We start from the raw sequence: 24766 nt of genomic DNA, 5'->3' as shown, positions 1-24766 counted from the left end.
GCTGCATGAGCGAATACACCATCCTGATCGCCGACGACCACCCGCTGCTGCGTTCGGCGGTGGTGCAGTCATTGCGGCAGAGCCTGCCGCTGGCGCAGGTGCGCGAGGTGGCCAGCGCCGAAGCACTGGCTGCGGCGCTGGATGCACAGCCCGATGTGGATCTGGTACTGCTGGACCTGACCATGCCCGGCGCACACGGTTTCTCAGCGCTGCTGCACGTGCGCGGTTCGCATCCGGACATCCCGGTGGTGATCCTGTCGTCCAACGATCATCCGCGGGTGATCCGTCGTGCGCAGCAGTTCGGCGCAGCCGGTTTCATTCCCAAGTCCGCGCCTGCCGAAACCATCGGTGAAGCAGTGGCGGCGGTACTCGATGGGGGCCTGTGGTTCCCGGCGATGGCGGCCGAGCGCTCCGAGGCCGACGCGCTGCTGGCCAGCCGCCTGGCGCAGCTCACGCCGCAGCAGTTCCGGGTGCTGCTGTGCCTGGCCGACGGGCTGCTCAACAAGCAGATTGCCTATGAGCTGGGGTTGGCCGAGAACACGGTGAAGGTGCACGTGACCGCGATCCTGAAGAAGCTCGAATGCCACAGCCGCACCCAAGCGGCAGTGTTGGTGAAGGCGCTGGAGCCCGAAGGCGACGCGCGCGCCGGGTTGGATGGCTGATCGCGGCAGGTCATTGAATTGACTCGTGTACCAGGTCGTTGTTGATTCTGTTCCGCTTCCTCGATCAGTTTCCGCTGATCGAATTCAGTTCCGGATCGATAGAGAAAATGAATCTGTTTTCGTATCCCGCACCGATACCCTCAGCTACTTCCGCGTAGCTGTAAGTGGGAGACGATCGGTCTGACGCCAGCCTCTGGCCCCATGCCTCGTGATCGGCATTGCTTCGGGCTCGAGCGATGCCAATGCATATGCTCAGGCCGCACGCAAGGCGCTCAAGAACGGTGTTCTGATCCATTGCGCGGATGAGAGACGATCGATAGTGCCTGGCCAGGTCCTGCGCATCAGGGCTGGATGCTGCGTCGATGGTCATGCGGTCGATTGCATCATGGGTACTACGACTCGACCGCAGAAGGTCTTCAGCCGTCTGGCTTGAGATGCCTCTGTTTGCCATGAATCCAGACTCGACCTGAAGGTACTCGAATGTACGTTCCCTACGATTCCCGGCCGACGCCGAAATGCCCTGATTCGACAATGTGCGGCCACGCGGGTTGGCTGAGTCGGGCGTGTCTGGATGACGCTGGCCGATGCTGCTTTCTTCTGTAGTTCCCTGTTGATTCCCGTCTGCTTTCGGTGGTTTGCCATCGATGCATCCGCTGCAGCAAAGGCCGAGGAGCGTCGCCACGATCGGGCTGAAATATCCTGCAGATGCAGGAGGTGCGGGAGAAACGGGCACGATCAATGCCTCTGGTCTGGCTGGCCGATTGGCCCGGTCATGCAATTTTCTGATCTTCAGCAACGGTGGCAAGTAGGGCAATTGCTCGTCTGCTGTTCAGACTATGCCCATCCTCTATCCATGGGTGGGTCGCTTTTCAGCCTCCTCTCAAAGAGCGGCCGATGGTCCGCGCGTGGTGCGACAGCTTTACCCGCGATGCCGCAACAGCAACTGCGTCATCAATGCACGCAGCGCCGGTGGCCGCACCGGCTTGAGCAGGAAGCCCCAACCGTTCTCGGCAGCATGCGCCTTCAGCGCATCATCGCGCTCGGCAGTCACCAGGATCACTGGCGGCCGCGCCTGCCACAGCGTGCACAGCGCTTCATACAGGTCTGGTCCGTGCCACTGCCCCATGCGCACGTCCAGCAGCAACAGCTGCGGCACGTTCAACGCGCTGGCGATTTCCAGCGCGCCCTGCGGGCCGTCGGCAAGTTCCACATTGCAGCCCCAGCGTTCCAGCAGCGCACGGGTCGCCGCGCAGACGTGCGGGTCATCATCGATGCTCCATACCCGACATTGCCGCAGCGGGCTGTCATCGGACGGTTCGGTCGCGATGACCGGCGCTGCCGGCGGTGCAATCACCTCGTCGGCGCGTCCGAGTGCAACGCTGACGGCGAATACGCTGCCCTTGCCCAGCGTGGAACGCAGGCTGATGCGGTGGCCGAGCAGGCGACCGATGCGCTCGACGATGGCAAGGCCCAGGCCGGCGCCACGTTCCTGCTCCACGCCGTCATTCAAGCGGCGGAATTCTTCGAAAATTTCGCCCTGCAGGCTTTCCGGAATGCCCGGCCCCTGGTCATGCACCTCGATGCGCAGCTGGTCGCCGGTGCGCCGACAGCCGATCAACACGCGCCCACGTGGCGTGTAGCGCAGCGCATTGGACAGGAAATTCTGCAGGATGCGCCGCAGCAGCGCTTCGTCACTGATGACCACCGCGCGGGTGTCCACCCAGTCAAGCTGCAGACCGCGGCTCTGTGCGGCGATGCCAAACTCGCGCGCTAGGGTTTCCAGTAAAGGCGAAAGTGCAAAAGCGCGCACGCGGACCTGCAACGATCCCGATTCCAGCCGAGAGATATCCAGCAGGCTGTTGAGAATCGCATCCTGTGCCGCCAGCGCGGCATCGATATGGTCACTGGTCTGCTGCTGCGCTGGGTCACTGAGCTTGCCGCGCAGCACCGACACGAACATGCGCGCGGCGTTCAACGGCTGCAGCAGGTCGTGCACCGCCGAGGCCACGAAGCGGGTCTTGTAGCGGTTGGCCTGTTCGGCCTCGCGGCGGGCTTCGTCCAGATCCTGGGTGCGCTCGGCCACGCGGTGTTCCAGCGCATCGGCCAGCGAGCGCAGTTCGCGCGCAGCGTTCTTGTAACTGGTGATGTCGGCATAGCTGGTGACGAAGCCACCATCGGGCAGCGGGTTGCCGCGGATCTCCAGCACCGTGCCGTCGTCCTTCTCGCTCTCGCGCATGTGCGGGCGGCCACTGCGCAGGTGGGTCAGGCGGCGTTCGATGGCTTCGTCGATCGGACCGGGGCCCAACAGGCCACGACGTGCGTTGAAGCGGAACAGTTCCTCGATCGGGCGGCCCACCCGAACCAGCCCGGCCGGGAAGCGGAACAGTTCCAGATAGCGTGAATTCCACGCCACCAGGCGCTGCTCCTTGTCGATCACCACTACGCCCTGTGGCAGATGTTCGAGGCTGCGGCTCAAGCCGACGTCGGCGTCGGTGGCTGCTTCCAGCAGGCCGTCCTGGGCGGTGCGCAGCTCCTGCGCGTGCTGCTTGAGCAGGGTTTCCAGTTCGCGCCGGCTGCGCTGGCGATGCTTGGACAGGCGACGCCGTTGCTGTACGAACAACACCAGGAATCCCAGCGCCAGCCATGCAGCCGCGCCGGCCACGGCCGCGCCGCGGCCAGCGCTGGTGGCCGCGCCCGCGTCATGCAGCAGATGCAGGCTCCAGTCTTCGTCCGGCAGCGCCAGGGTCTGCCACAGCATTGCCTGCGGCAGTGGTGGGTCGAGCAGGCGGACCATGCGGCCGCCATCGGCCAGCACATCTTCGGTGCGCACGCGCAGCGGTTGCAGCGAGCGATCGGCATACTGCCGCGCCGCGCGCATTTCGTTGCGTTCCTCCGCGCCGAGCGGGCGCAGCAGGCGGTAGCGCCAGGCATCGCGGTTGGCCAGGAACACCACGTCGTGGTTGTCGCTGGTCAGCACCACGTCCGGGCTGTTCAACCACTCCTGTTCCAGCGCGGACAGCTCGATCTTGATCACGATCACGCCGATGCGCTGGCTGTCGGCATCCAGGATGGCTTCGGACATGAAATAGCCGGGCACGCCGGTGGTCATGCCGATGCCGTAGAAACGACCACGGCCATGAGCCAGTGCTTGCTGGTAGTAGGGACGGTAGCTGTAATCCTCGCCGACGTTGCTGGTCGGCTGGTCCCAGTTGCTGGCCGCCACGGCCACGCCATCGCGGCCGACCAGGGTCAGCGTCGAGGTGCGGGTGACCTGGTTGGCGCGCTGCAGTTTCAGGTTCAGGCGTTGCCGCTCGGCGGGCGAGGGCGGTACCCGCAGTGCGTGCTGCAGGTCCGGATCCAGCGCCATCACCTGCGGCAGGGTGCCGAACCGGTCGATGCGCTGTTGCAGCCCCTGGCCATACAGCTGTAGCTGGCGCTGCACCTGTGCGCTTTCCGTGCCCAGGGCGCGACGCCAAGCGTAGTGGCCGGCGGCGACCGCGCACAGCACGGTGCCGGCCACCATCACCAGAACGGTCAGCAACTGCAGGCGGTGGCGGCTGAGCCAGTACATGGCGGCAGTCTACGCAGGGCCGGCGGGCGCGGTGTACACGCCCGCCGGGATCTGACACGTGGAAGGGATCAGAAGTGCATCTGCGCGCGAAGTTCGAAGATCTCCGGGGTGCTGTGCACACCGCGACGGCTGGCGTCGACCTTCACGTAGTTGGCCTGGAACTTGAAGTGGCTGGTCAGGTACCAGTTCGCGCCCAGGGTCAGGTCATGCTGGCGGCCGCCGAGGACGCTGCCGTCGTCCAGGTCCAGGCGGCTGTAGCGGGCCACCAGTTCCACCGCGCCGTAGTCGTGCGCCGGCTTGACGTTGGCAACGGCGCCGGCGTTGTACGGGCGCGATTCGCCGGTCAGCACCCAGCTGGCCATCGCGTACTGGCCGTGGCCGGTGTAGTCGGGCTTGCCATCATTGCGGGTGACCGTCGCCTGCAGCGCTTCGGCCTGCAGCGAGAACGGACCGCGGATCCAGATACCTTCCAGACCGGTGCGGCGGATCTGGTCGGCGGTGACCAGCGCGCCCGAATCGACCAGGCGGATGTCGGTCAGGCCGGCTTCCGGGCGGGCGCGCAGGCGCGCGCTGGCTTCATGATGCACGTCGCGGCCATCGTGGTAACCGCGCGGGTTTTCCTGCGAATAGGCCAGGCCCAGGTGGATCACATCGCCCGGTGCCTTTACCGGCGTCCACACCGCACGCACCGCCTGGGTGGTGCCGGGGTTGTCGCCCTGCAGGTCCTTGCCGCCATAGGCGCCGGCCTGCAGCAGGTACTGCGGACGTTCCAGCACCCATTCCACGCCGGTGCGGCGGCCTGCGTAGAACGCCTGCACGGGCAGCGCGGTTTCCAGGAAGCTGCCGGCGCGCGAGGAGGTGTTCGCATCCAGGCCGACCGGGGTCTTCATGTAGCCGAAGCGGAAGCGGCCGACATCGCGGCCGAAGAACGCCTTGCTCTCGAAGCGCACGAACACGTCCAGCCAGGTATCGGCCTGGAAGTCGTAGTAGACCATCGCGTCGTACACGCCCTTCTTTTTCAGGGTCGCGCCGAATTCCTTGCGGCGCACCGCGTCGTCATCCTCGATGCCGCTGGCGGACGAGAAGTCGTTGTAGTCGTAGGCGATGTTGGCGGTAGCGGCCAGTTCGGTGCCGTCGCCGAAGGCGTACTTGGTCGGCCAGTTGTCGAAATCCGCAGCGGATGCGAAGGCGGGGAGGGCGGCCAGGGAAAGGGCCAGCAAGGTGGGAATCGGGCGCATGGGTGGTGCGGCTCTCTCAGAATGCGTGTGGACAGGACAACAACGGCCGCAATGGCCGGAACTTTCGCAATGACGCGCCCGGCCGTTCAGGTCGGGCCACCGGCATCCCCGCGATCAGCGGTGCGGCGCCAGTGTAGGCAGCGCAGCCACCTGAACCGGGGGGCTAGTACCAATAGGTTATCTGCGCGGCGGTGCGTGGCGCGTACAAAGGCGTCCATTGGTCGCACCCCGCGCCTGCAGTCCAGGGGCGTGCGATCAGTTTCCACGGTAACGGTTCCCGTGCACTTCCGGGGCCGTACGTGCCTGAAAACGCCCCTTCCGGAGTCCGCCATGCACATCCCGACCGCTGCACCGGTGCCCAGCAAGCCGTTGCCGCTCTACCGCCAGCTGTATTTCCAGGTGATCGTGGCGATCGTCCTGGGCGCTGTCCTCGGCCACTACGAGCCGCTGATCGGCGAGAAGATGAAGCCGCTCGGCGATGCCTTCATCAACCTGGTGAAGATGATCATCGCACCGGTCATCTTCCTGACCATCGTCACCGGCATCGCCGGCATGACCCATCTGCGTACGGTGGGCCGGGTGTTCGCCAAGGCGATGGCGTACTTCCTGTTCTTCTCCACGCTGGCGCTGATCGTCGGCATGATCGTGGCGCACGTGGTGCAGCCCGGCGCCGGCATGAACATCAACCCGGCCGAGCTGGACCAGACCGCGGTGCACAGCTACGTCGAGAAGTCGCACGACCTGACCCTGGTCGGCTTCCTGATGGACATCATCCCGAAGACGCTGCTCAGCGCCTTCGTTGACGGCAACATCCTGCAGGTGCTGTTCGTGGCGGTGCTGTTCGGCATCGCGCTGGCCTCGGTGGGCGAGAAGGGCAAGCCGATCCAGAACTTCCTGGAAGCGCTGGTCGCCCCGGTGTTCAAGCTGGTGCACATCCTGATGAAGGCCGCGCCGATCGGTGCCTTCGGTGCCATCGCCTTCACCATCGGCAAGTACGGCGTCGGCTCGCTGGTCAACCTGGCCTGGCTGGTCGGCTCGTTCTACCTCACCGCCTTCCTGTTCGTTGCGGTGATCCTGGGCGTGGTCTGCCGCCTGTGCGGCTTCTCGGTGTTCAAGCTGGCCCGTTACCTGAAGGCCGAGCTGCTGCTGGTGCTGGGCACCTCGTCGTCGGAGTCGGCGCTGCCGTCGCTGATGGAGAAGATGGAGCGTGCCGGCTGCAGCAAGTCGGTGGTCGGCCTGGTGGTCCCCACCGGTTACTCGTTCAACCTGGACGGCACCAACATCTACATGACCCTGGCCGCGCTGTTCATCGCCCAGGCCACCAACACCGAACTGACCCTGGGCCACCAGATCGCGCTGCTGCTGGTGGCGATGCTCAGCTCCAAGGGCGCGGCCGGCGTCACCGGTGCCGGCTTCATCACCCTGGCCGCCACCCTGGCGGTGGTGCCGGAAGTGCCGGTGGCCGGCATGGCGCTGATCCTGGGCGTGGACCGCTTCATGAGCGAATGCCGCTCGCTGACCAACTTCATCGGCAACGCGGTGGCCACGGTGGTGGTGTCGCGCTGGGAAGGCGCGCTGGACCGCGACCGTCTGAAGCTGGCGCTGGATGGTCGCGAAAGCGAACTGCCGCCGCCGGTCGATGCCGTGCCGCTGGCAATGACCGAGGCGCTGCCCGCCAAGGGCTGATCCGGGTGTGTGGTACTGCGGGGCCGGTCACGACAGTGGCACGGCCCCGCAGCGTTTCAAGGCGTCCCACGGCTGTCATCGCCAGCGCCGAAGCTGTGCTCTGATAACGTCGCATACGCCATGGAATTGTGCGGTCGCAGCATCACTGCGACAGCATAGCGACAGGTCCGACCGCTCCAACGGGGGTATGATCCCCTGTCCCTTCTGCCCATTCATGTAACCCACATCGATGTCCAACGAAGATTTCAAACAGGCCGCCCTCGATTACCACCGGATGTCTCCGCCCGGCAAGATCAAGGTTTCCGCTACCAAGCCCATGCTGACCCAGCGCGACCTGTCGCTGGCGTATTCGCCGGGCGTGGCGTACGCCTGTGAAGCGATCAAGGCCGATCCGCAGCAGGCCAGCGAGCTGACCGCCCGCGGCAACCTGGTGGCGGTGATCTCCAACGGCACCGCGGTGCTGGGCCTGGGCAACATCGGCGCACTGGCCGGCAAGCCGGTGATGGAAGGCAAGGGCGTGCTGTTCCAGAAGTTCGCCGGCATCGATGTGTTCGACATCGAAGTGGACGAGAACGACCCGGACAAGCTGGTCGACATCATCGCCTCGCTGGAGCCGACCTTCGGCGGCATCAACCTGGAAGACATCAAGGCACCGGAGTGCTTCATCGTCGAGCGCAAGCTGCGCGAGCGCATGAAGATCCCGGTGTTCCATGACGACCAGCACGGCACGGCGATCATCGTCGGTGCCGCGGTGCTGAACGCCATGGCGATCACCGGCAAGAAGATCGAAGAAGTGAAGCTGGCGACCACGGGCATGGGCGCGGCCGGCATTTCCTGCGTGAACATGCTGGTGCAGCTGGGCCTGAAGCCGGAGAACATCCTGGCCTTCGACCGCGAGGGCGTGATCCACACCGGCCGTACCGACCTGGACCCGGAAAAGCTGCGCTATGCGCGCGACACCGACAAGCGCACCCTGGCCGAGATCGTCGACGGCGCAGACATCTTCCTGGGCCTGTCGGCGCCGGGCATCCTGACCGCCGAGATGGTCAAGACGATGGCGCCGGACCCGGTGATCTTCGCGCTGGCCAACCCGACCCCGGAAATCATGCCGGAACTGGTGCGCGCTGCGCGTCCGGACGCGATCATCGGTACCGGCCGTTCGGACTACCCGAACCAGGTCAACAACGTGCTGTGCTTCCCGTACCTGTTCCGCGGTGCGTTGGACGTCGGCGCGACTGCGATCAACGAGGAAATGAAGATCGCCTGCGTGCGCGCGATCGCCGCGCTGGCCCGTCGCGCCGCCACCGACATGGGCTCGGCCTATGGCGGTGAGACCCCGAGCTTCGGCCGCGAGTACCTGATTCCGCGTCCGTTCGACCGCCGCCTGCTGGTGGAGCTGTCGGCTGCCGTGGCCCAGGCCGCGATGGATTCGGGCGTGGCCGCCCGTCCGATCGCCGACATGGAAGCCTACCGGCAGAAGCTGTCGCAGTTCGTCTACCGCACCAGCCTGATGATGAAGCCGGTCTACGACCGCGCGCGCAGCGACAAGCAGCGTGTGGTGTATGCCGAAGGCGAAGAGGAAGTGGTGCTGCAGGCGGTGCAGAACGTGGTCGACGACGGCCTGGCACACCCGATCCTGATCGGTCGCCCGGAAGTGATCGAATCGCGCATCGAGCGCCTCGGCCTGCGCCTGAAGATCGGCGAGAACATTGAAGTCACCAACATCAATGACGACCCGCGCTTCAACGAATACTGGCAGTACTACCACGGCCTGACCGGCCGTCGTGGCGTCACCGTGGCCGCAGCCAAGAACCTGATGCGCTCGCGCCCGACCCTGATCGCCGCGGTGATGGTGGCCCGTGGCGAAGCCGATGCGATGCTGACCGGCATCGTCGGCCGCTTCCACAAGAAGCTGGGTTACGTGCGCAGCGTGCTGCCGCTGGAATCGAAGGTCACCTCGACCTCGGCGATGACCGGCGTGATCAACCAGCAGGGCGTGTTCTTCTTCGTCGACACCCACGTGCAGGAAGACCCGACCGCCGAGCAGCTGTGCGAAGCGACCCTGCAGGCGGCGTACCGCATGAAGCTGTTCGGCGTCGAGCCGAAGGTGGCACTGCTGTCGCACTCCAACTTCGGCAGCCACGATTCGAAGGATGCGCTGAAGATGCGCCAGGTGCGCGAGCTGCTGCTCAAGCGCAACCCGCGTCTGAACGTGGACGGCGAAATGCAGGGCGACACCGCATGGGATGAAGCCCTGCGCCAGAAGCTGCTGCCGGGCTCGACCCTGCAGGGCCGTGCCAACCTGTTCGTGCTGCCGAACCTGGAAGCGGCCAACATCGCCTACAACCTGGTGCGCGTGTTCACCGATGGCGTGGCGATCGGCCCGATCCTGATGGGCGTCAACAAGCCGGTGCACATCCTGACCACCAGCGCGACCTCGCGCCGGATCCTGAACATGACCGCGATTGCCGCAGTCGATGCGCAGATCCGCAAACAGATCGAAGCGGAAAAGAAGGCATAAGCCTTCGTTCCGCTGCGATCTGCAGAAACGCGCCCTTCGGGGCGCGTTTCTGTTTCCGCCCGGCGGAAACCGGATCGGGTAGCGCCGGGCCATGCCCGGCGAGCGCGCAGCGCGGCGCTTCTCGCATTCCGCCAGGCGTGGCCCGGCGCTACCGGAGAACTGCAGCCGCCCGGTAATCGCCCTGCAACCTCGCTGCGGCCCAATACGCCCACGCGGCCTGGCCGTGGGAAGGGACCGGACCGGCCTTCCCACCCTGGGCCCGACCAACTTTCCATGGGCGGAGCAGTGTCATGCGCAGTCGAGTGAGCAAGCGGTATTTCCAGCAGCTGTTCGCGCTGTACGCCGGCTTCGTGCATTCGCGTTGAAGGCCGCCGGGGCATCGCCCCGGCAACGTCGGGCTTATCGCCGCTTCGCGCGTCGGGCGGGCGGCGGTGCAGGGGCCGGGGAACGCGGCTTGGCGTACTCCGCCCACAGCGCCGGCAGGGTCTTGCCGGTGTGCTTCTGCCACAGCGCGGGTGCATAGCGCCCGTCGCGCAGATCCTTGTCCAGTGCCAGCACCAGTCCGGGGTGTGCCGCTTCGGCCCACTTCAGGAAAGCACCGGTTACCCGATAGCCACTTTCCACCGTCTGGCCCTGGCTCAGCTTGTCCGGCAACGCCCAGCCCGCAGCGGCGTTGTTCATGCCGTAGCGATCGCGCGCGTAGTCGGCGATGCCCTCCACCAGCCAGCCCGGCACGCGCTTGTCGCCGTAGCTGGGGTAGCCCTGCACGATGTGCATTGCTTCGTGGGTCACCAGATCGATGTCATCCGGGTGCTGGGCCAGCCAGCCCGGATTGATGGTGATGGTGCTGGCCTTGTCCTTGTCGCCGACGAAGGCGACGCCGGTGTACGCCGGATCGATCACGATGCGCACTTCGTTCGGCGCGGCCGGGCGGAAGTCCGCACGCTCGCGCAGGTAGGCGAAGTAGAACGTATCGATGATGCGCTTGCGCACCGGCGCGGCCAGCGCACCGGCAGCGTCCTGGTAATACAGCGTTACCCCGTCACGGCTGACCTGGCCATCGAAGGCCTGGGTCTGCGGCTGTGCCTGGCTGAGACTTGGAGATACAAGGGCGGCAAGAGCGAGGGGGAGGAAACGTAGGCGCATGGACGTCATTGTAGGGGGGAGGGCGCCAACAGTTCGATCTCTGCCAGCTGCAGGCGCCCCGGCGCAGCCAGGCGCAGACGGTACTCGGCGTAGCGTGAGGGCGAAGCGATACGGAACGGGCGGGTCTGCCGGGCCGAGGTGAACTCTTCTCCGCGGCGCTGGTCCAGCGTTACCCAACGCCCATTGCCGGTACGTGCTTCCAGCGTCCACTCGCCGCCGCGGATAGCACCATCACCGCTGGTCAGCGTGTACATCGTGGGTACGCCATCGCCCACGTGGCTCAGCGCGATGGTCGCGCCACCACCCAGCGGCACCGCCGTCGTGGCATCGTCGTCCACCAGCGCGGGCAGGGCGCGACCGTCGGCCAGCGTTGCCTGCGCGCCGCCGCCCAGAAGGTCGTGCAGCAGTTGCGGTCGCTGGCCACGCGCGGTCAGCGAGCGCGGCACATCATCCATGCCGCTGCCCCAGCGTGACGGTTGCGGGCCCATCACGAAGTCCAGGGTCGCACCCTTGGCGATCACCTCGTGCGGCACCCAGGTCTTCGTCCACGGCTTGCCGTTGATCTTCAGCGACTGCACGTACACGTTCTCACGCGAATTCTGCGCTGCATTGACGGTCAATACCGCGCCGCCCTGCAGCTCCACGCGCGCATGCTGGAACGCCGGCGAACCAATCGCGTACTCCGGCGCTCCCATCCGCAGCGGATACAGGCCCAGCGAGGCCAGCACGTACCACGCCGAGGTCTCGCCGTTGTCCTCGTCGCCCGGATAGCCTTGGCCGATTTCGCTGCCGACGTACAGCCGCGACAGGATCTCGCGCACATGCTGCTGGGTCTTCCACGGCTGTCCGGCATACAGGTACATCCACGGGATGTGGTGTGCCGGCTGGTTGCTGTGCGCGTACATGCCCATGCGCACATCGCGCGCTTCGGTCATCTCGTGGATGGTGCCGCCGTAGGAGCCGGCGAACGCGGCGTCGGCGGTTTCCGGCGTGGCGAAGAAGGTGTCGAGCTTGGCGGCCAGCTTGTCGCGGCCACCGTACAGCGCGGCCAGGCCTTCGCCATCGTGCGCGGCGGTGAAGGCGAACGTCCAGCCATTGGATTCGGTGTAGTCGTGGCCCCACACGCGCGGGTCGTAATCCTTGGCCTGCAGGCGCCAGCTGCCATCGGGCTTGCGGCCCTGGAAGAAGCCGGCGGCCGGATCGAACATCGTCGCGTAGCTGACGGCGCGGTAGCGGAAGTAGTCGGCTTCGGTGGTGTAGCGTTCGCGCGCGGACGATGTCGTCGCGCGCTTGGCCAGCGCTTCGGCCATGTTGGCGATGCCGAAATCATTGAGCGCACCTTCCATCGTCCACGACATGCCCTCGTGCACGTCGGCGCTGGCATAGCCGCGGAACGTTGAGCGGTCCATGCCCTTGCGGCCGACATGGCGGTCCGGCGGCACCACGGTGGCGTTCTTCAGCGCTGCGGCATAGGCCTCTTCGGGATCGAAGCCACCGATGCCCTTCAGCCATGCATCGGCGAAGGCCACGTCCGAACTGGTGCCGACCATCAGGTCCGCGTAGCCGGGCGAGGACCAGCGCGCGATCCAGCCACCGGCGCGGTACTGCTCGATGAAGCCCTGTACCAGCTGCCCGGCATCATCCGGGGTGAACAGCGCATACGCCGGCCAAGTGGTGCGGAACGTGTCCCAGAAGCCGTTGTTGACGAAGACCTTGCCGTCGCGCACCGGTGCGAAGCTGCGCGTTGCGCTGCCATCGGTGTTGTCATCGGCGGCGCTGGCCTGGCTTGCATAGCGCCAATCCGGAGCGGCGGCGGTGCCCGCATTCTCGTGGCCGGAATTGGGGTACAGGTACAGCCGGTACAGGCTGGAGTACAGCGTGGTCTTCTGGTCGTCGCTGGCGTTGCCGATGTCGAAGCGGGCCAGGCGCGCGTCCCACGCATCCTGTGCACGCCCGGCCACGCTTTCCAGCGTATCGGCGGCGGCAATTTCCAGCGCCAGGTTGTGGCGTGCCTGCTCGATGGAGATCAGCGAGGTGGCGATGCGCATCGTCACCCGGCGCTCGCTGCCTGCGTCGAACTTGATGTAGCCGGTCGGGCGGCCGGTACCGATCTGGCCGCTGCTGCGCCACGGCTTGTCGAAGCTGGCCACCACATACATGCGGGTGGCGCCGTTGGACAGGCCGCTGCGGGTATCGGTGTAGCCGGATAGCGTCTGCGTGGCGGCATCAAGGGTGAGTCCGCCGCGCGCATCAACGTTGTCGAACAGCAGGTTGGCGTCGCCACCTGCGGGGAAGTCGAAGCGGAACAGCGCGGCATGGTCGGTGGGGGCGATGGATGCGGCGATGCCGTTGTCGAAGCGCACGTCGTACCGATACGGGCGCGCGCTTTCCTGCGCGCGGTCGAAGGACAACGCCCGCTTGCTGCGATCAGCTTCAGGCACACCGCGCGTGGCGGAGGGCATCACCTGGAAGGTCTGGCGGTCGCCCATCCACGGGCTGGGCTGGTGGCTCAGGCCAAGCGCCTGCAGCTGCGGCCGGTTCTTCGCATCGTTCTGCTCGTTCCAGCGGTATAGCCAGTTCAGGGCGCCTGCATCGGTCACCGGCGTCCAGAAGTTGAAGCCGTGGGGTACAGCGGTGGCCGGGAAGTTGTTGCCGCGCGAGAAGGTGCCATTGGCCTGGGTGCCGCGCGTGGTCAACACCCAGTCGGAGACACGCTGCGGTGCCTGCCGTGGCTGCACGTCCAGGCGCACGTCGTCGATCCAGCCCGACACGGGGGCGCCATCGGCGCTTGCCACCTCGAGCTCGATGCCGATCACGCGGCGGCCCTTCAACGCGGGCACATCACCAAGGCGTACCGCCTTGCGCGCCCACTGCTGCGGATACAGCGTCTTCGAATCGCCCTGCGCCTGTGCGCCCAGCGCCACGCCGTGCTGGTCGCGCGCGCCGCTGGCGGATACGCGGCTGCCATCGTCCAGCAGCAGGTCCAGCGACACATAGGTGGAGGCCACGGTGTCCTTGCCAACGATCTCCGGCAGTACCAGCCAGGACAACGTGGTGTCGGCGTCGATGGGCACATCGGTCTTGAACAGTTCGCGGCGTGCCGGGCCGCCATTGGCGCTGTAGTGCAGCGCATGCAGGCCGCTGTAGCCGACGTTGCGCTTGGCCGCGTACGGCGCGCCAGGGCCGCTGCCGACGTCAACGGACAGCGCGCCAGCGGATCTGGCCGGTGCCGGCTCGCCCGGCTCGAAGGAGGTCTGCAGCCCTTGCGCCAGCACCGGTGTCGCAGTGGTCGCACAGGCCAGGGCCAGGGCGAGCGGAAGCAGGGCGCGGCGTGGGTCGGACAGGGTCATGCAGGGTCTCCCGGTAGGGCAGGCGGCAGGCAGAACCCGCATCGGCGAACACCACGGACAGCATCGCCCCGCCCGCCACGGGGCAGTCGGGAGGCGATGCAGGTCCGGTGGGGGGCGGGCCATGCGATCGGGTCAGGAATGGATCGGACCCGATGCTGCAACAGCCGGCGGGGCCCTGACAAGTGCCATTTAGTTCGATCCAAATGCGGGAAATTCGGACGAAGACCGGTTCTGCACGGAACTGGCTGGTGCGCTTGGGGATTTCCTGCCGCCGTGGCTCGGCGCCGTCGCCGGGGAGCGGGCAGGGCGGTTGCATGGCGGGACCAGGGCGTGGGGGTAAAGCTGGCCGCCGCGCGCAGCGGCCACGCCGCGCACGGTGTTTGCCGGGCCCAGATGCTAGAATCGCAGGCCTCGCAATCCGTTCATCGACATTCGCCATGAGCCATACCGCCACCGCGCCCGCCAACGCTGAAAAGCGCTACACCGTGCACCGCAGCGATCTGCCGCTGAGCTGCCCGACTCCGGAAATGGCGCTGTGGAACTCGCATCCGCGGGTGTACCTGCCCATCGAAGACGAACCCAACGGGCAAGCGCAGTGTGCTTACTGCGGTGCCGTGTTCGTGCTGGCCGACTAAGCGGCCGCCCCCTCGATGCGCCGATTGACCGTGGTGCAGTTGCTGCCGGCGCTGCACTCCGGTGGCGTCGAGCGCTCGACCCTTGAAATCGCCGCGGCCCTGGTCGCTGCCGGCCATCGCGCGCTGGTGGTGTCGGCCGGCGGTCGCCTGGTGCAGCCGCTGCTCGACAGCGGTGCCGAGCATCTGACCCTGGATATCGGCCGCAAGTCGCTGCTGACGCTGCGCCATCTGCCCACGCTGCGTCGCTTGTTCACCGAAGTGGGCGCCGACATTGTCCACGCCCGTTCGCGCCTGCCGGCGTGGCTGGGGCTGTATGCGATCCGTGCGATGCAGCCGGCGCAGCGCCCGCATTGGGTCACTACCGTGCATGGGCTGAATTCGCCCGGCCGCTACAGCGCGGTGATGACCAGCGGCGAACGCGTGATCTGTGTATCCAACAGCGTGCGCGACTACGTGCACACCCATTACCCCACGGTGGCCCGCGACAGGCTGCAGGTGATCCCGCGTGGGGTGGATGTCAGCCAGTTCCCGCGTGTGGCACGCGCCGATCGACGGCCCCGGCTGGCGCTGGCGGCGGACTATCCCTGGCTGGCCCAGGTCGATGGACCGCTGTTGCTGCTGCCTGGTCGCGGCACCCGGCTGAAAGGCCACGCCCACGCGCTGCAGTTGCTGGCCGATGTCCGTGCAGCGGGCGTGCCGGCGCAGCTGTGGATGCTGGGCACCGACGAGCCTGGCCGCGAAGCCTATGTGGCAGAGCTGCGCAGGCAGGCAGACGTGCTTGGCGTGACCGGGGCCGTGCACATCAGCACGCCCACCGCACGCATCGCCCAGGCGTACGCCGCCAGCGATCTGGTGCTGCAGCTGTCGGACAAGCCGGAAGCCTTCGGTCGCACCGTGGTCGAAGCGTTGTCGGTCGGCAGGCCGGTGCTGGGTTGGGACCACGGCGGCGTCGGCGAACTGCTGCAGCAGCTGCAGCCCAGTGGCGCCGTGCCGCTGGGCAATGCGCAACTGCTGGGTGAACGTGCGCTGGCCCTGCTGGCACAGCCGCCATCACTGCCGGGTCGTATCCCGTTTACCCTGCAGGCCATGCAGCGCGATACCCTCCGTCTTTATGCCGACCTCGCTGGCTGACGCCACGCCGCCCCTGCGCGACGAGCGCGCCGGCCGCTGGGCACCCTGGTGGGTGCTGGCCTACGTCGCGTTGTGGCCGCTGCCAGGCATCGCCGAAACGGTGCTGGGCCTGGGAGCGTTGTACGCCGCCGCACGCATGGTCATCCGCCGGGTGCAGCATCGACCGCATCTGCTGAGCCCGGCCGCGTGGGCGCTGACATCGATTCTCTTCCTCGGCTACTGGTTGCCGCAGGCGTTCTCGGCCTTCGATGCCGTGGACCCGTCGGCGTCGTGGACCAAGGCGGCGGCCGGGCTGCGCTATCTGCCTTTCATGTGGCTGGTGGCGATCGCCGTGGCCACCCCGCAGCGGCGGCGCTTGACCCTGGGTGGGTTGGCGCTGATCACCGGCCTGTGGACGCTCGACGCGCTGGTGCAGGCACTGGCAGGCACCAGCCCGTGGTTCTGGTCGCTGCAGCAGCTCAAGTTGGCCATCAGCGGCCACGCATTGTGTCCGGCTGAAGAAGCCGCGCTGGCTGATCGTCTCAGCGGGGCGCTTGGGCCGTGCAACCTGAAATTCGGCCAGGTGCTGGCCAGCCTTTCGCCGTTCCTGTTGTTGCCGGTGGCGCGCCGTTTCGGCAATGCGGGCTGGTTGCTGGCCGCTGCCGCAGTGGGTGTGGTGCTGCTGCTGGCCGGCTCGCGAGCGTCATGGATTACGTTCGGCCTGGTGGTTGTCTACAGCGGCGTGCGCCAACTGGGGTGGAAGCGGCTGGGCCTGCTCGCGCTGGTGGGGGTTCTCTCGGCGGGCGTACTGACCGCCAGCGTGCCGCAGCTGCGGGAGCGTGTGGCGCGCACGGCAATGGCCTGGGATGGGGGCGAGGACGGGGTCGAACAGGCACTGTCCGGTCGTACCCGCATCTGGAGCGCGGCGGCCTGCATGATCGAAGCGCATCCGATCAATGGTGTCGGTGCACGTGGCTTCCGCGATGCCTATCCCCATTGCGTTGCGGATGAAGGGCCGGCGGTGTGGGGCACGATGCCGGCGCTGCACGCCCATCAGATCGTGCTGGAAATCCTTGCCGAAACCGGTGTGCTGGGTCTGTTGCTGTGGCTGGCGGCGGTGGCGCAGGCATGGCGTGCATGGCGCTTCGCCCCGGCAGCGGCGCGTGAGCGTGCACGGCCGGCGATGCTGGCACTGGCGGTCACCGTGTTCCCGCTCAACACCCACCTGGCGTTCTATTCCGCATTCTGGGGCGGCCTGACCGTGCTGCTCGCCGCGCTGTTCGTCGGCACGTTGCTGGCGCGCGAACCGGACGATCTGCCGCGCGCCACGTAGCGCCGTATCCACGCATGGCGTGGATCTACCGGAGATACCGATCAGTAGATCCACGCCATGCGTGGATGGGCTTTCCCATGAACATTGGCCGTCGTCGCGGCTTTTCCCGACCTGCCGCGAGGTGGTCCGCCAATGCACGCAGGGTCGCGCAACCCGCAGTCTGTGCCCATGGCAAGCCCCAGACTCCGTTACGGTCGCTATTCCCGATCCGGCAACGTGTACTCACTGACCACGGCGACCCACGGCCGTGCGTCCTTGTTCGCAGATGCCGCCAACGTGGCGGTCCTGGTCGATACCCTGCGTTTCATCGAACGCAATGGTTTCAGCCACAGCCTCGCCTGGGTGGTGATGCCCGACCACCTGCACTGGTTGATGGAACTGCAGAAGGGAACCCCGGCCCAGTGCATGGCCGTGCTCAAATCACGCAGCAGTCGGCTGCTGAACCGGCAACTGGGACGGAAAGGACCGCTGTGGCAGCACGGCTACCACGACCATGCGGTACGTACCGATGAATCCCTTCATGAAAAGGCGATGTACATCCTGGCCAATCCGGTGCGGGCTGGACTGGCCGGCGAGTTGGGGGAATACCCCCACGCCTGGTGTCGTTGGCCGTTGTAGATTCCGGCATCGGAACGGAGAGCATCCACGCATGGCGTGGATCTACCGGGGAAGCAGTAGATCCACGCCATGCGTGGATGGGACGTTCCCGACCGCCCGTCATATCACTTGTAGAAATCGCTCCGCCCACCGGGCTGGCGCTTGAAGCGACGATGGATCCACAGGTACTGGTCCGGTGCCTCGCGCACCATCTGTTCGATGGCCTGGTTCACCCGCGCGGTATCCGCTTCGACATCTTCGCTGGGGAAGTTCTCCAGCGGCGCGCCGATCTTCAGGAAGTACTTCCCGCCTTCGCGGCGATGGAAGTAGGGGATGACCGCGCAACCGGTCATCCGCGCCAGCTGGTGGGTCGCGGTGATGGTGGATGCGGTGTGGCCGAAGAACGGCACGAACACGGTGTCCTTGCCGCGCATGTCCTGGTCGGGCGCGTACCAGAGGAAGCCGCCCTTCTTCAGGTGGCGCACCGTCGCGCGGATGTCCTCGTTGGCGTACATCGCCTTGGCGTAGCGCAGGCGGCCGAACTTCACCGCCCACTCGTACACCGGGTTCTTGTGCTTGCGGTACATGCCGGACAGGTCGACGTGGTCGCACAGCAGGCGGCCGCACATCTCCAGGGTCATGAAGTGGCCCGAGACCAGCAGCACGCCGCGGCCTTCGGCCTGCATCTGCTTGAGGTGTCCCAGCCCTTCGATGTGCACCTGCGGGCGGATGCTGTCGATGCTGCCCCACCAGGAGCGCGCGCATTCGAAGATGCCCACGCCCAGTGCATCGAAGCTGTCGCGCACCAGGCGCTTGCGCCAGGCCTCGTCCTTCTCGGGGAAGCACAGCTTGAGGTTGACCTCGGCGGCATGGCGGCGGCTGCCGGCCAGGCGCCAGGCGATCGAGCCGACCCCGCGGCCGAGCGCGCGCTGCAGCATCCACGGCAGCCGGGCGATCCCGAAGGCAGTGAACATGACGGCAAACATCGGCCAGTTGCGTGGATCACGCAGCGACGGACGGACGGCGGTGGTGGCATCGGACATGCCGCCATTCTACCAACCCGGCCGCGTGTCTTTCCCGGGGGGCTCCCGTATCCTTGCCGCATGCGTAAAGACCCTGTCGAATGGATCCTGCGTGGCCTGTACTCGGCCGTGCTGTACCTCCTGCTGCCGATCACCGTGTACCACCTGGTCTGGCGCGGCTTCCGGGTCCGTGAATACTTCCGGCGCTGGGATGAACGCTATGCGTCCTATCCGCAGCCGACAGGCCAGCCACGGGTCTGGCTGCATGCGGTCTCGGTGGGCGAGGTCAACGCCGCTGCACCGCTGGTCAATGCGCTGCGCGAGCAGCGGCCCGACATCCGCTGGGTCATCACCACCATCACCCCGACCGGCTCGGAACGGGTGCGTGCGCTGTGGGGCGATGCGCTCGACCACGTGTACCTGCCGTACGACGTGCCGGGCAGCGTCAACCGCTTCCTCGGCCACTTCCAGCCCAGCCTGGCGCTGATCCTGGAAACCGAGCTGTGGCCGAACATGCTGTTCGGCTGCCGCGACCGTCGCATTCCGGTCTACATCCTCAATGCACGCCTGTCGGCCCGATCGCTGCGTGGCTACCGGGTGCTGGCAGCACTGATCCGGCGTGCGCTGCGCACGGTCACCTGCGTGGCCGCACAGTCACAGGATGACGCCGCACGCTTCGTGCAGCTGGGCGCGGCGCCGGAACAGGTGCAGGCGCTGGGCAACCTGAAGTTCGACATCGCCACGCCGGACGTGCAGCCCTTCATCGAACAGTTCCATGCCCATGTACCGGCCACGCGCCCGGTATGGATCGCGGCCAGCACGCATGATGGCGAAGAGCAGGCGGTGATCGACCTGCACCGCCGTCTGCGCCAGCAGCATCCGGACCTGCTGCTGCTGTGGGCGCCGCGGCATCCCGAGCGCTTCCCAAAGGTGGAAGCGCTGGCCCGCGAGCAGGGCTGGAGCGTGTCGACGCGGCGCGCACAGCAGTGGCCAGGGGCCGGCAGCGATGTCTTCGTCATCGACACGCTGGGTGAACTGATGCCGTTCTACGGCTGCGCCCAGGTTGCCTTCGTCGGTGGCAGCCTGCAGGCCATCGGCGGCCACAACCTGCTGGAGCCTGCGGCAATGGGCACTGCAGCGGTGACCGGCCCGCACCTGCACAACTTCGCCGAGATCTCGCGGCGCATGCGTGAAGCCGGCGCACTGCTGATCGGCGAGGACGTGCAGGCGGTGGGCGATCTGCTGCTGCACCTGCTCGACGACGCGCAGGCGCGCGAGGACATGGCCCGCGCCGGTTGCACACTGGTCAGCAATGGGCGCGGCGCGCTGCAGCGGACCCTGCAGTTGGTGGCTCCGCACCTGCCCCCACCGCTGGCCTGAGACCCTGCCAGTCGCCATCAGGGGGCTCAAGGCAAACCCGGCCTTGGCTCTGTCGTGATCGCCTGCATCAAGCCTGCTTGATGGCGTTGAAAGTGTCGTAGCCGGACCGCTCCCACCGCTCGCGGCGTGCAGGCTGTCACATCATCGTGGCTACGGTGCTGATTCCGATTCCGCCTACCGCGTCAGGCTGCCAGCCTGTTGTCGACCACGCTTGGGCGACATCAAGGGAGCTTTGAATGATTGGCGACAACGGAAGCGCGCAGCAGCCCAGCGAGAAGACCGGGGGGCTGGGCACCGACCATCTGCTGGTGGTGGCGCTGACCCTGCTGTTGGGGGGCAGCGTTGTCGCCCTGGTCGGCCAGCACACGGCGGCGCAGGCGGGGCCCGCCATTGTTCTCAGTCTGTTGCTGGCGGCTCTGGGTGCGGTGCCGATGCTGTATTGCCTTCGTATGGCAATGCGGCGTCTACCGAATCCTTCAGGTCTGCATGCTCTGCTGCGTGCCGCCTGGGGCAAGCTGTTCGCGGATGTACTGGTGATCGCCCTGCTGCTGGAACTGACGGCGACCACCGCAGGCCTGGCGCAATCGATGGCGCGCCATCTGTATGCAGCCGCTGAGGTCATCGATGCGGCTCCCGCGCAATGGGTGACATTGCCGCTGGCGGCTTCGATCATGGTGTTGCTGCTGGGGGCCGCCACTGCAGTGCTGCGGACGCCGCGCGTGCTGCTGTTGGCCAGTGCACTGCTGACAGTGAAGCTGGGCGTTGGCCTGCTGCTGTTGTTGCTGGCAGCACGCCATGTGCACTACGCGAATTGGATTCCATGGCTGCCATCGGCTACCGCGCCCTATCGCTTCGGGCTGGGCGGCGTGCTTGCAGCTGGCGTGGCATTGCTCGGTGTGCTGCTCGGTGCAGGCTTGCTGGCAGGGTTTGCCGGCGGGGTGCCGCACCCTCGTTCGCAGGTTTCCAGAGCCGCCGGCGCGGCAGTGCTGATGGCGATGCTGTGGCTGATGGTATTGGCTGCGCTGCAGTCCGGCCTGGTCGAATTTTCTGCGCTGGCCAGCACGCGACCGCTGTCGGTGGCATTGCAGGGTGTGCCGCAGCTGCAATGGTTGCTGCCACTGTTGCCGTTGGCGGGCGGCGCGGGGCTGGCGGCACTGCAGTTGGTATCGCTGCTGTTGGCCGCGCGGTTGGGGGTGGAGGTCTGGCCGCCGGAACCCGGCGACGTGCGCACCGATGCGCATCTGCGGGTGACGATTGCGCTGACCATGCTGGCGGCGACGTTGGCGTTGTCGATGCCGGAGGGCTGGCTTCCACAGCTGCCGGGGCCTGCCGGCCTGCTGGTACTGGCCGCCGTATGCCTCGGCGTTGCCCGCAGCCAATGGCAGGCGCGGGCGGCGGCTGGCGAACGGCGGTTCATCCCGATGCTGCTCGCACCTGTAGCGACCGCACTGTGTCTGTTGCCGGCAGTCATGTCCCGCTTGTTCGTACCGGTGCTGATGGTGCTGGCGGTCGTGCTGGCAGGCGCTCTGATACGTCGACATGCGGGGCGTTCGCGCTAGCACCATGCGCGGCGCCGGCCATCTGCAATCAATAAAAAAGCCACCCTCACGGGTGGCTTTCTGATCAGACCGGTGACGCCGACTCAGTTCGTGGTCGTGGACGGGTTGCCCGCGTCCTGGGTCAGCAGGCGGTTGATGTCCTGCAGTTCGGCGACATCCAGGCCACCCACGGCCTGGCTCAGCAGCAGGCGGTTCTGCAGGAAGTTGTAGCGGGCCTGCGCGTAATCCAGCTGGGCGGAGAACAGGATGCGCTGGTTCTGGATCACGTCCAGCACCGTGCGGGTACCCACTTCCAGGCCGACCTGCGAAGCGTCGTAGGCGCTCTGTGCGGAAACCACGGCCAGACGGCGGGCTTCCACTTCGCTGATGCCCTGTACCAGGGTCTGGTAGGCATTGCGCGTGTTGCGGTCCAGCGCGCGCTTCTGCTGCTCGAAACCATCCTGGGCGATATCACGCTGGGCCAGGGCCTGGCGCACGCCGGACTGGGTGGCGCCGCCAGAGAAGATCGGCACGCTCAGGGTCAGGCCGATGCTGTTGGTGCGTGCATCGGGTGAGAGCGAACCGGCGCCGACGCTGTCGCCCCAGGTCGCGCTCTTGCCCCAGCTGCCGCCCAGCGACAGGGTCGGATAGTGGCCACCACGGGCTGCCTGCACGCCGGCTTCGGCGGCACCGACCTTCAGCTCCTGCGCCTTCAGCGCCGGGTTCTGCGTGGTCGCCTGCTGCACCAGCTGGTCCAGGTTGCCGCGGTTGGCCGGCACTTCCGGACGGAAATCGGCCGGCAGGCCCTTCAGGTTCATCACCGGCTGGCCGGTCAGTTCGGTCAGGGCCTGGTAGTTGTCGGCCAGGGTGTTCTGCGCAACGATCGTGTTGGCGCGCGCCTGGTCGTACTGGGCGCGTGCTTCGTGCACGTCGGTGATCGGCGCCAGGCCCACTTCCAGGCGCTTGTCGGCGAAGTCGAACTGCTTCTTCGCGGCTGCTTCGTTGGTCTGTGCGGCGTTCAGCGATTCGATCGCCACCAGCACGTTGAAGTAGGCCGCCGAGGTGCGGACGATCAGGTTGTCGTTGGCCGAGTCGAGGGTGAAATCCGCCGCCTTGCTCAGCTCGCGCTGCGAACGCAGGTTGTTGATCTGCGTCCAGTTGAACAGCGTCTGGGTGCCATCGACCGTGTAGTTACGGCTTTTGCTGGTGAACGAGCCGGAGTTGGCGTCGGCATTCGGCTCGCTGCGCGAACGGTTCAACTGGGCCCGGCCATTGATCTGCGGCAGCAGGGCAGCGCGCGCCTGCACGGCGCCTTCCTTGTCGTACAGCCGGGTGGATTCGGCGGCGGACAGCTGCGGGTCGCCATTGCGCGCCATTTCATAGACCTGCAGCAGGTCGGCGGCATGGGCGGACAACGGCAGCAGGGCAGTGGCCAGCGCAACAGCGAGGGATCGGCGGATCATTGCGGCTTCCTTGGACTCAGAGGTGGAACTGGGGGGCCGGGGCGGCACCACGCAGGTAATCGATATCGGTCTCGAACAGCGACTCGGTGCTGCCATCGGCCTTCACCAACAGCGCTTCCATGGCCGGCGAACGGCCCTGGATGACATACAGACGACCACCCGGACGCAACCACGAAGCGAACTGTGACGGCACCACGTCAACGGCGCCAGTGACACAGATCACGTCGAAGCGGCGTTCGGTCTGCCAGGCCAGGCCATCGGCCACTTCCACGCGCACGTTGGTGCCCAGGCCGGTGGCATCCAGGCGGGCGCGCGCAGCGGCGGCCAGTTCCGGATCGATTTCCAGGCTCAGCACGTCGCGCGCCAGCGCGCCGATGCAGGCCGACAGGAAACCGCTGCCGGTGCCGATTTCCAGCACTTCGTCACCCGGCTGCAGATCCAGTGCCTGCAGGGTACGGCCCTCGATGACCGGCTTCATCATCTTCTGGCCGTTGCCGATCGGCAGTTCGACATCGGCATAGGCCAGCGCCCGGTGCGCGTCGGCGACGAAGGCCTCGCGCGGCAGGCGGGCCAGGACGTCGAGCACCTTGATGTCCAGCACGTCCCAGGGACGGATCTGCTGTTCCACCATCAGTTCGCGGGCGTGGGCGTAATCAATCGTCATGAGGTTCAAATCCAGCGCAGTGGGCCGGCCATTTTACCGGTGCCGGAGGCCGGCGGCGCGCCCAGAGCATCTGCTGCGGGGTGGCCGGGGTCGCAGTGCCGGAAGTCATCGCGACCTCCGGTTCGTTCAGTTTTGGTTATCCAGCGGTTCCGGCCTCTCGCGGGGCGTAGGCGCGCAGGAAGAAATCCACGCTGGCGGCCACGTGGAGCGCAGCATCGGTCTCGACGGGTGACAGTGGCATGCCGCACATCATATGCATGTGCACTTCGCCCTTCACCAGGGTCAGGAACTGCTGGCCGGCGATGTAGCAGTCGGGGATGTCCAGTTCACCGCGCTCGGCACGCAAGCGCATGAAGTCGGCCAGCGCCTCGCAGGTGCGTTGCGGGCCAGCCTGCCAGAACAGTTCGCGCAGGCGCTCGTCGGTCTCCGGGGCCATCATCACCCGCTGGATCGACAGGGCCGCGTCGGAGGTGATCATCTCGAAGAACGCCATGCCGATGCCCAGCAACTGGTCGCGCAGGGGGCCTTCGACGTCGGCCACGAACAGCGCGTCGGGCAGCATCTCGATGCACTTGGACTGCACAGCTTCGGAGAACAGGGTCTCTTTGTCGCCGAAATGGCTGTATACGGTCAGCTTCGAGACGCCGGCCTGGGCCGCGATGCTGTCCATGCTCACGCCGCTGTAGCCCTGTTCGATGAACAGTGTCTTGGCTGCCTCGAGTATCGCCGCGCGCTTACCCAGGTCCTTGGGGCGCCCGGGACCGGCAGCCTTGGCAGCGGGCTTGGCCGACGGCTTTCGGGAAGTGGGAGAACTCATCCCGCTAATACTAGACCAAGCGGTTCGATATTT

The 24766-nt window shown here is 66.6% G+C and carries 18 protein-coding genes; 9 read left to right on the top strand and 9 right to left on the bottom strand.

Annotated features, from left to right (window positions below):
• The first annotated feature begins 5 nt into the window (after positions 1-5).
• Entirely contained in the window at positions 6-662 is a 657-nt protein-coding gene (locus HFK18_RS09215) for a response regulator transcription factor (RefSeq protein ID WP_180165958.1), read from the top strand.
• 64 nt (positions 663-726) lie between these two features.
• Here the strand turns inward: HFK18_RS09215 and HFK18_RS09210 are convergent, their stop codons facing one another.
• From HFK18_RS09210 to HFK18_RS09200, 3 genes are all read right to left on the bottom strand, one after another.
• Positions 727-1467, bottom strand: coding sequence for a hypothetical protein (locus HFK18_RS09210; RefSeq protein ID WP_180165957.1), 741 nt, complete (start codon positions 1465-1467; stop codon positions 727-729).
• A 114-nt stretch (positions 1468-1581) separates the two neighbouring features.
• On the bottom strand, positions 1582-4233 hold the full coding sequence (locus HFK18_RS09205) for a PAS-domain containing protein (RefSeq protein WP_180165955.1): 2652 nt from the start codon (positions 4231-4233) through the stop codon (positions 1582-1584).
• Positions 4234-4301: 68 nt separating this feature from the next.
• Positions 4302-5471: a porin gene (locus tag HFK18_RS09200; RefSeq protein WP_180165953.1), complete on the bottom strand. Its 1170-nt coding sequence runs from the start codon at positions 5469-5471 to the stop codon at positions 4302-4304.
• 330 nt (positions 5472-5801) lie between these two features.
• On the opposite strand from HFK18_RS09200, the gene HFK18_RS09195 reads away from it, so the two are divergent.
• A complete protein-coding gene (locus tag HFK18_RS09195) occupies positions 5802-7157 on the top strand; it encodes a dicarboxylate/amino acid:cation symporter (protein WP_099820994.1) in 1356 nt (451 codons plus the stop codon).
• Positions 7158-7386: 229 nt separating this feature from the next.
• Entirely contained in the window at positions 7387-9678 is a 2292-nt protein-coding gene (locus HFK18_RS09190) for an NADP-dependent malic enzyme (RefSeq protein WP_025874126.1), read from the top strand.
• Between the two features lie 399 nt (positions 9679-10077).
• Here the strand turns inward: HFK18_RS09190 and HFK18_RS09185 are convergent, their stop codons facing one another.
• Positions 10078-10833: a basic secretory protein-like protein gene (locus tag HFK18_RS09185; RefSeq protein WP_180165951.1), complete on the bottom strand. Its 756-nt coding sequence runs from the start codon at positions 10831-10833 to the stop codon at positions 10078-10080.
• Entirely contained in the window at positions 10830-14174 is a 3345-nt protein-coding gene (locus tag HFK18_RS09180; RefSeq protein ID WP_180165949.1) for a GH92 family glycosyl hydrolase, read from the bottom strand. The genes HFK18_RS09185 and HFK18_RS09180 overlap by 4 nt, the downstream gene beginning before the upstream one ends.
• A gap of 437 nt (positions 14175-14611) precedes the next feature.
• Between HFK18_RS09180 and HFK18_RS09175 the strand changes: the two genes are divergently transcribed.
• The 4 genes from HFK18_RS09175 (at position 14612) to HFK18_RS09160 (ending at position 17870) form a co-directional block, all read left to right on the top strand.
• Complete coding sequence (locus HFK18_RS09175; RefSeq protein WP_025874129.1) at positions 14612-14809, top strand: zinc-finger domain-containing protein; 198 nt, start codon at positions 14612-14614, stop codon at positions 14807-14809.
• 15 nt (positions 14810-14824) lie between these two features.
• Positions 14825-15940: a glycosyltransferase gene (locus tag HFK18_RS09170; RefSeq protein ID WP_180165947.1), complete on the top strand. Its 1116-nt coding sequence runs from the start codon at positions 14825-14827 to the stop codon at positions 15938-15940.
• Positions 15921-17252 carry an O-antigen ligase gene (locus HFK18_RS09165; protein WP_180165945.1) on the top strand — a complete coding sequence of 444 codons (1332 nt, stop codon included), beginning with the start codon at positions 15921-15923 and terminating at the stop codon, positions 17250-17252. Before HFK18_RS09170 ends, HFK18_RS09165 begins: the two co-directional genes overlap by 20 nt.
• Before the next feature lie 168 nt (positions 17253-17420).
• Positions 17421-17870 carry a transposase gene (locus HFK18_RS09160; protein WP_180165943.1) on the top strand — a complete coding sequence of 150 codons (450 nt, stop codon included), beginning with the start codon at positions 17421-17423 and terminating at the stop codon, positions 17868-17870.
• 104 nt (positions 17871-17974) lie between these two features.
• On the opposite strand, the gene HFK18_RS09155 is transcribed toward HFK18_RS09160, so the two are convergent.
• Positions 17975-18892, bottom strand: a complete 918-nt coding sequence (locus HFK18_RS09155; RefSeq protein WP_180165941.1) for an LpxL/LpxP family Kdo(2)-lipid IV(A) lauroyl/palmitoleoyl acyltransferase — start codon at positions 18890-18892, stop codon at positions 17975-17977.
• A gap of 60 nt (positions 18893-18952) precedes the next feature.
• On the opposite strand from HFK18_RS09155, the gene waaA reads away from it, so the two are divergent.
• Together waaA and HFK18_RS09145 are read left to right on the top strand one after the other, a co-directional pair.
• Positions 18953-20251, top strand: coding sequence for a lipid IV(A) 3-deoxy-D-manno-octulosonic acid transferase (waaA, locus tag HFK18_RS09150; protein WP_180165939.1), 1299 nt, complete (start codon positions 18953-18955; stop codon positions 20249-20251).
• A 236-nt stretch (positions 20252-20487) separates the two neighbouring features.
• Positions 20488-21810, top strand: coding sequence for an amino acid transporter (locus HFK18_RS09145; protein WP_257216107.1), 1323 nt, complete (start codon positions 20488-20490; stop codon positions 21808-21810).
• 83 nt (positions 21811-21893) lie between these two features.
• Here HFK18_RS09145 and HFK18_RS09140 read toward each other — a convergent pair whose 3' ends face one another.
• The 3 genes from HFK18_RS09140 to HFK18_RS09130 form a co-directional block, all read right to left on the bottom strand.
• The gene (locus HFK18_RS09140; RefSeq protein ID WP_180165937.1) at positions 21894-23252 is read right to left on the bottom strand and encodes a TolC family outer membrane protein; all 1359 of its coding nucleotides are present in this window, start codon (positions 23250-23252) and stop codon (positions 21894-21896) included.
• A gap of 16 nt (positions 23253-23268) precedes the next feature.
• The gene (locus HFK18_RS09135; protein WP_032975442.1) at positions 23269-23916 is read right to left on the bottom strand and encodes a protein-L-isoaspartate O-methyltransferase; all 648 of its coding nucleotides are present in this window, start codon (positions 23914-23916) and stop codon (positions 23269-23271) included.
• A 136-nt stretch (positions 23917-24052) separates the two neighbouring features.
• A complete protein-coding gene (locus tag HFK18_RS09130) occupies positions 24053-24733 on the bottom strand; it encodes a TetR/AcrR family transcriptional regulator (RefSeq protein ID WP_100553500.1) in 681 nt (226 codons plus the stop codon).
• Positions 24734-24766: the final 33 nt, after the last annotated feature.

The organism is Stenotrophomonas sp. SbOxS2 (assembly GCF_013416715.1).
GTDB classification, from domain to species: Bacteria; Pseudomonadota; Gammaproteobacteria; order Xanthomonadales; family Xanthomonadaceae; genus Stenotrophomonas; species Stenotrophomonas lactitubi.
This window is presented reverse-complemented; position numbering and strand designations above follow the sequence as displayed.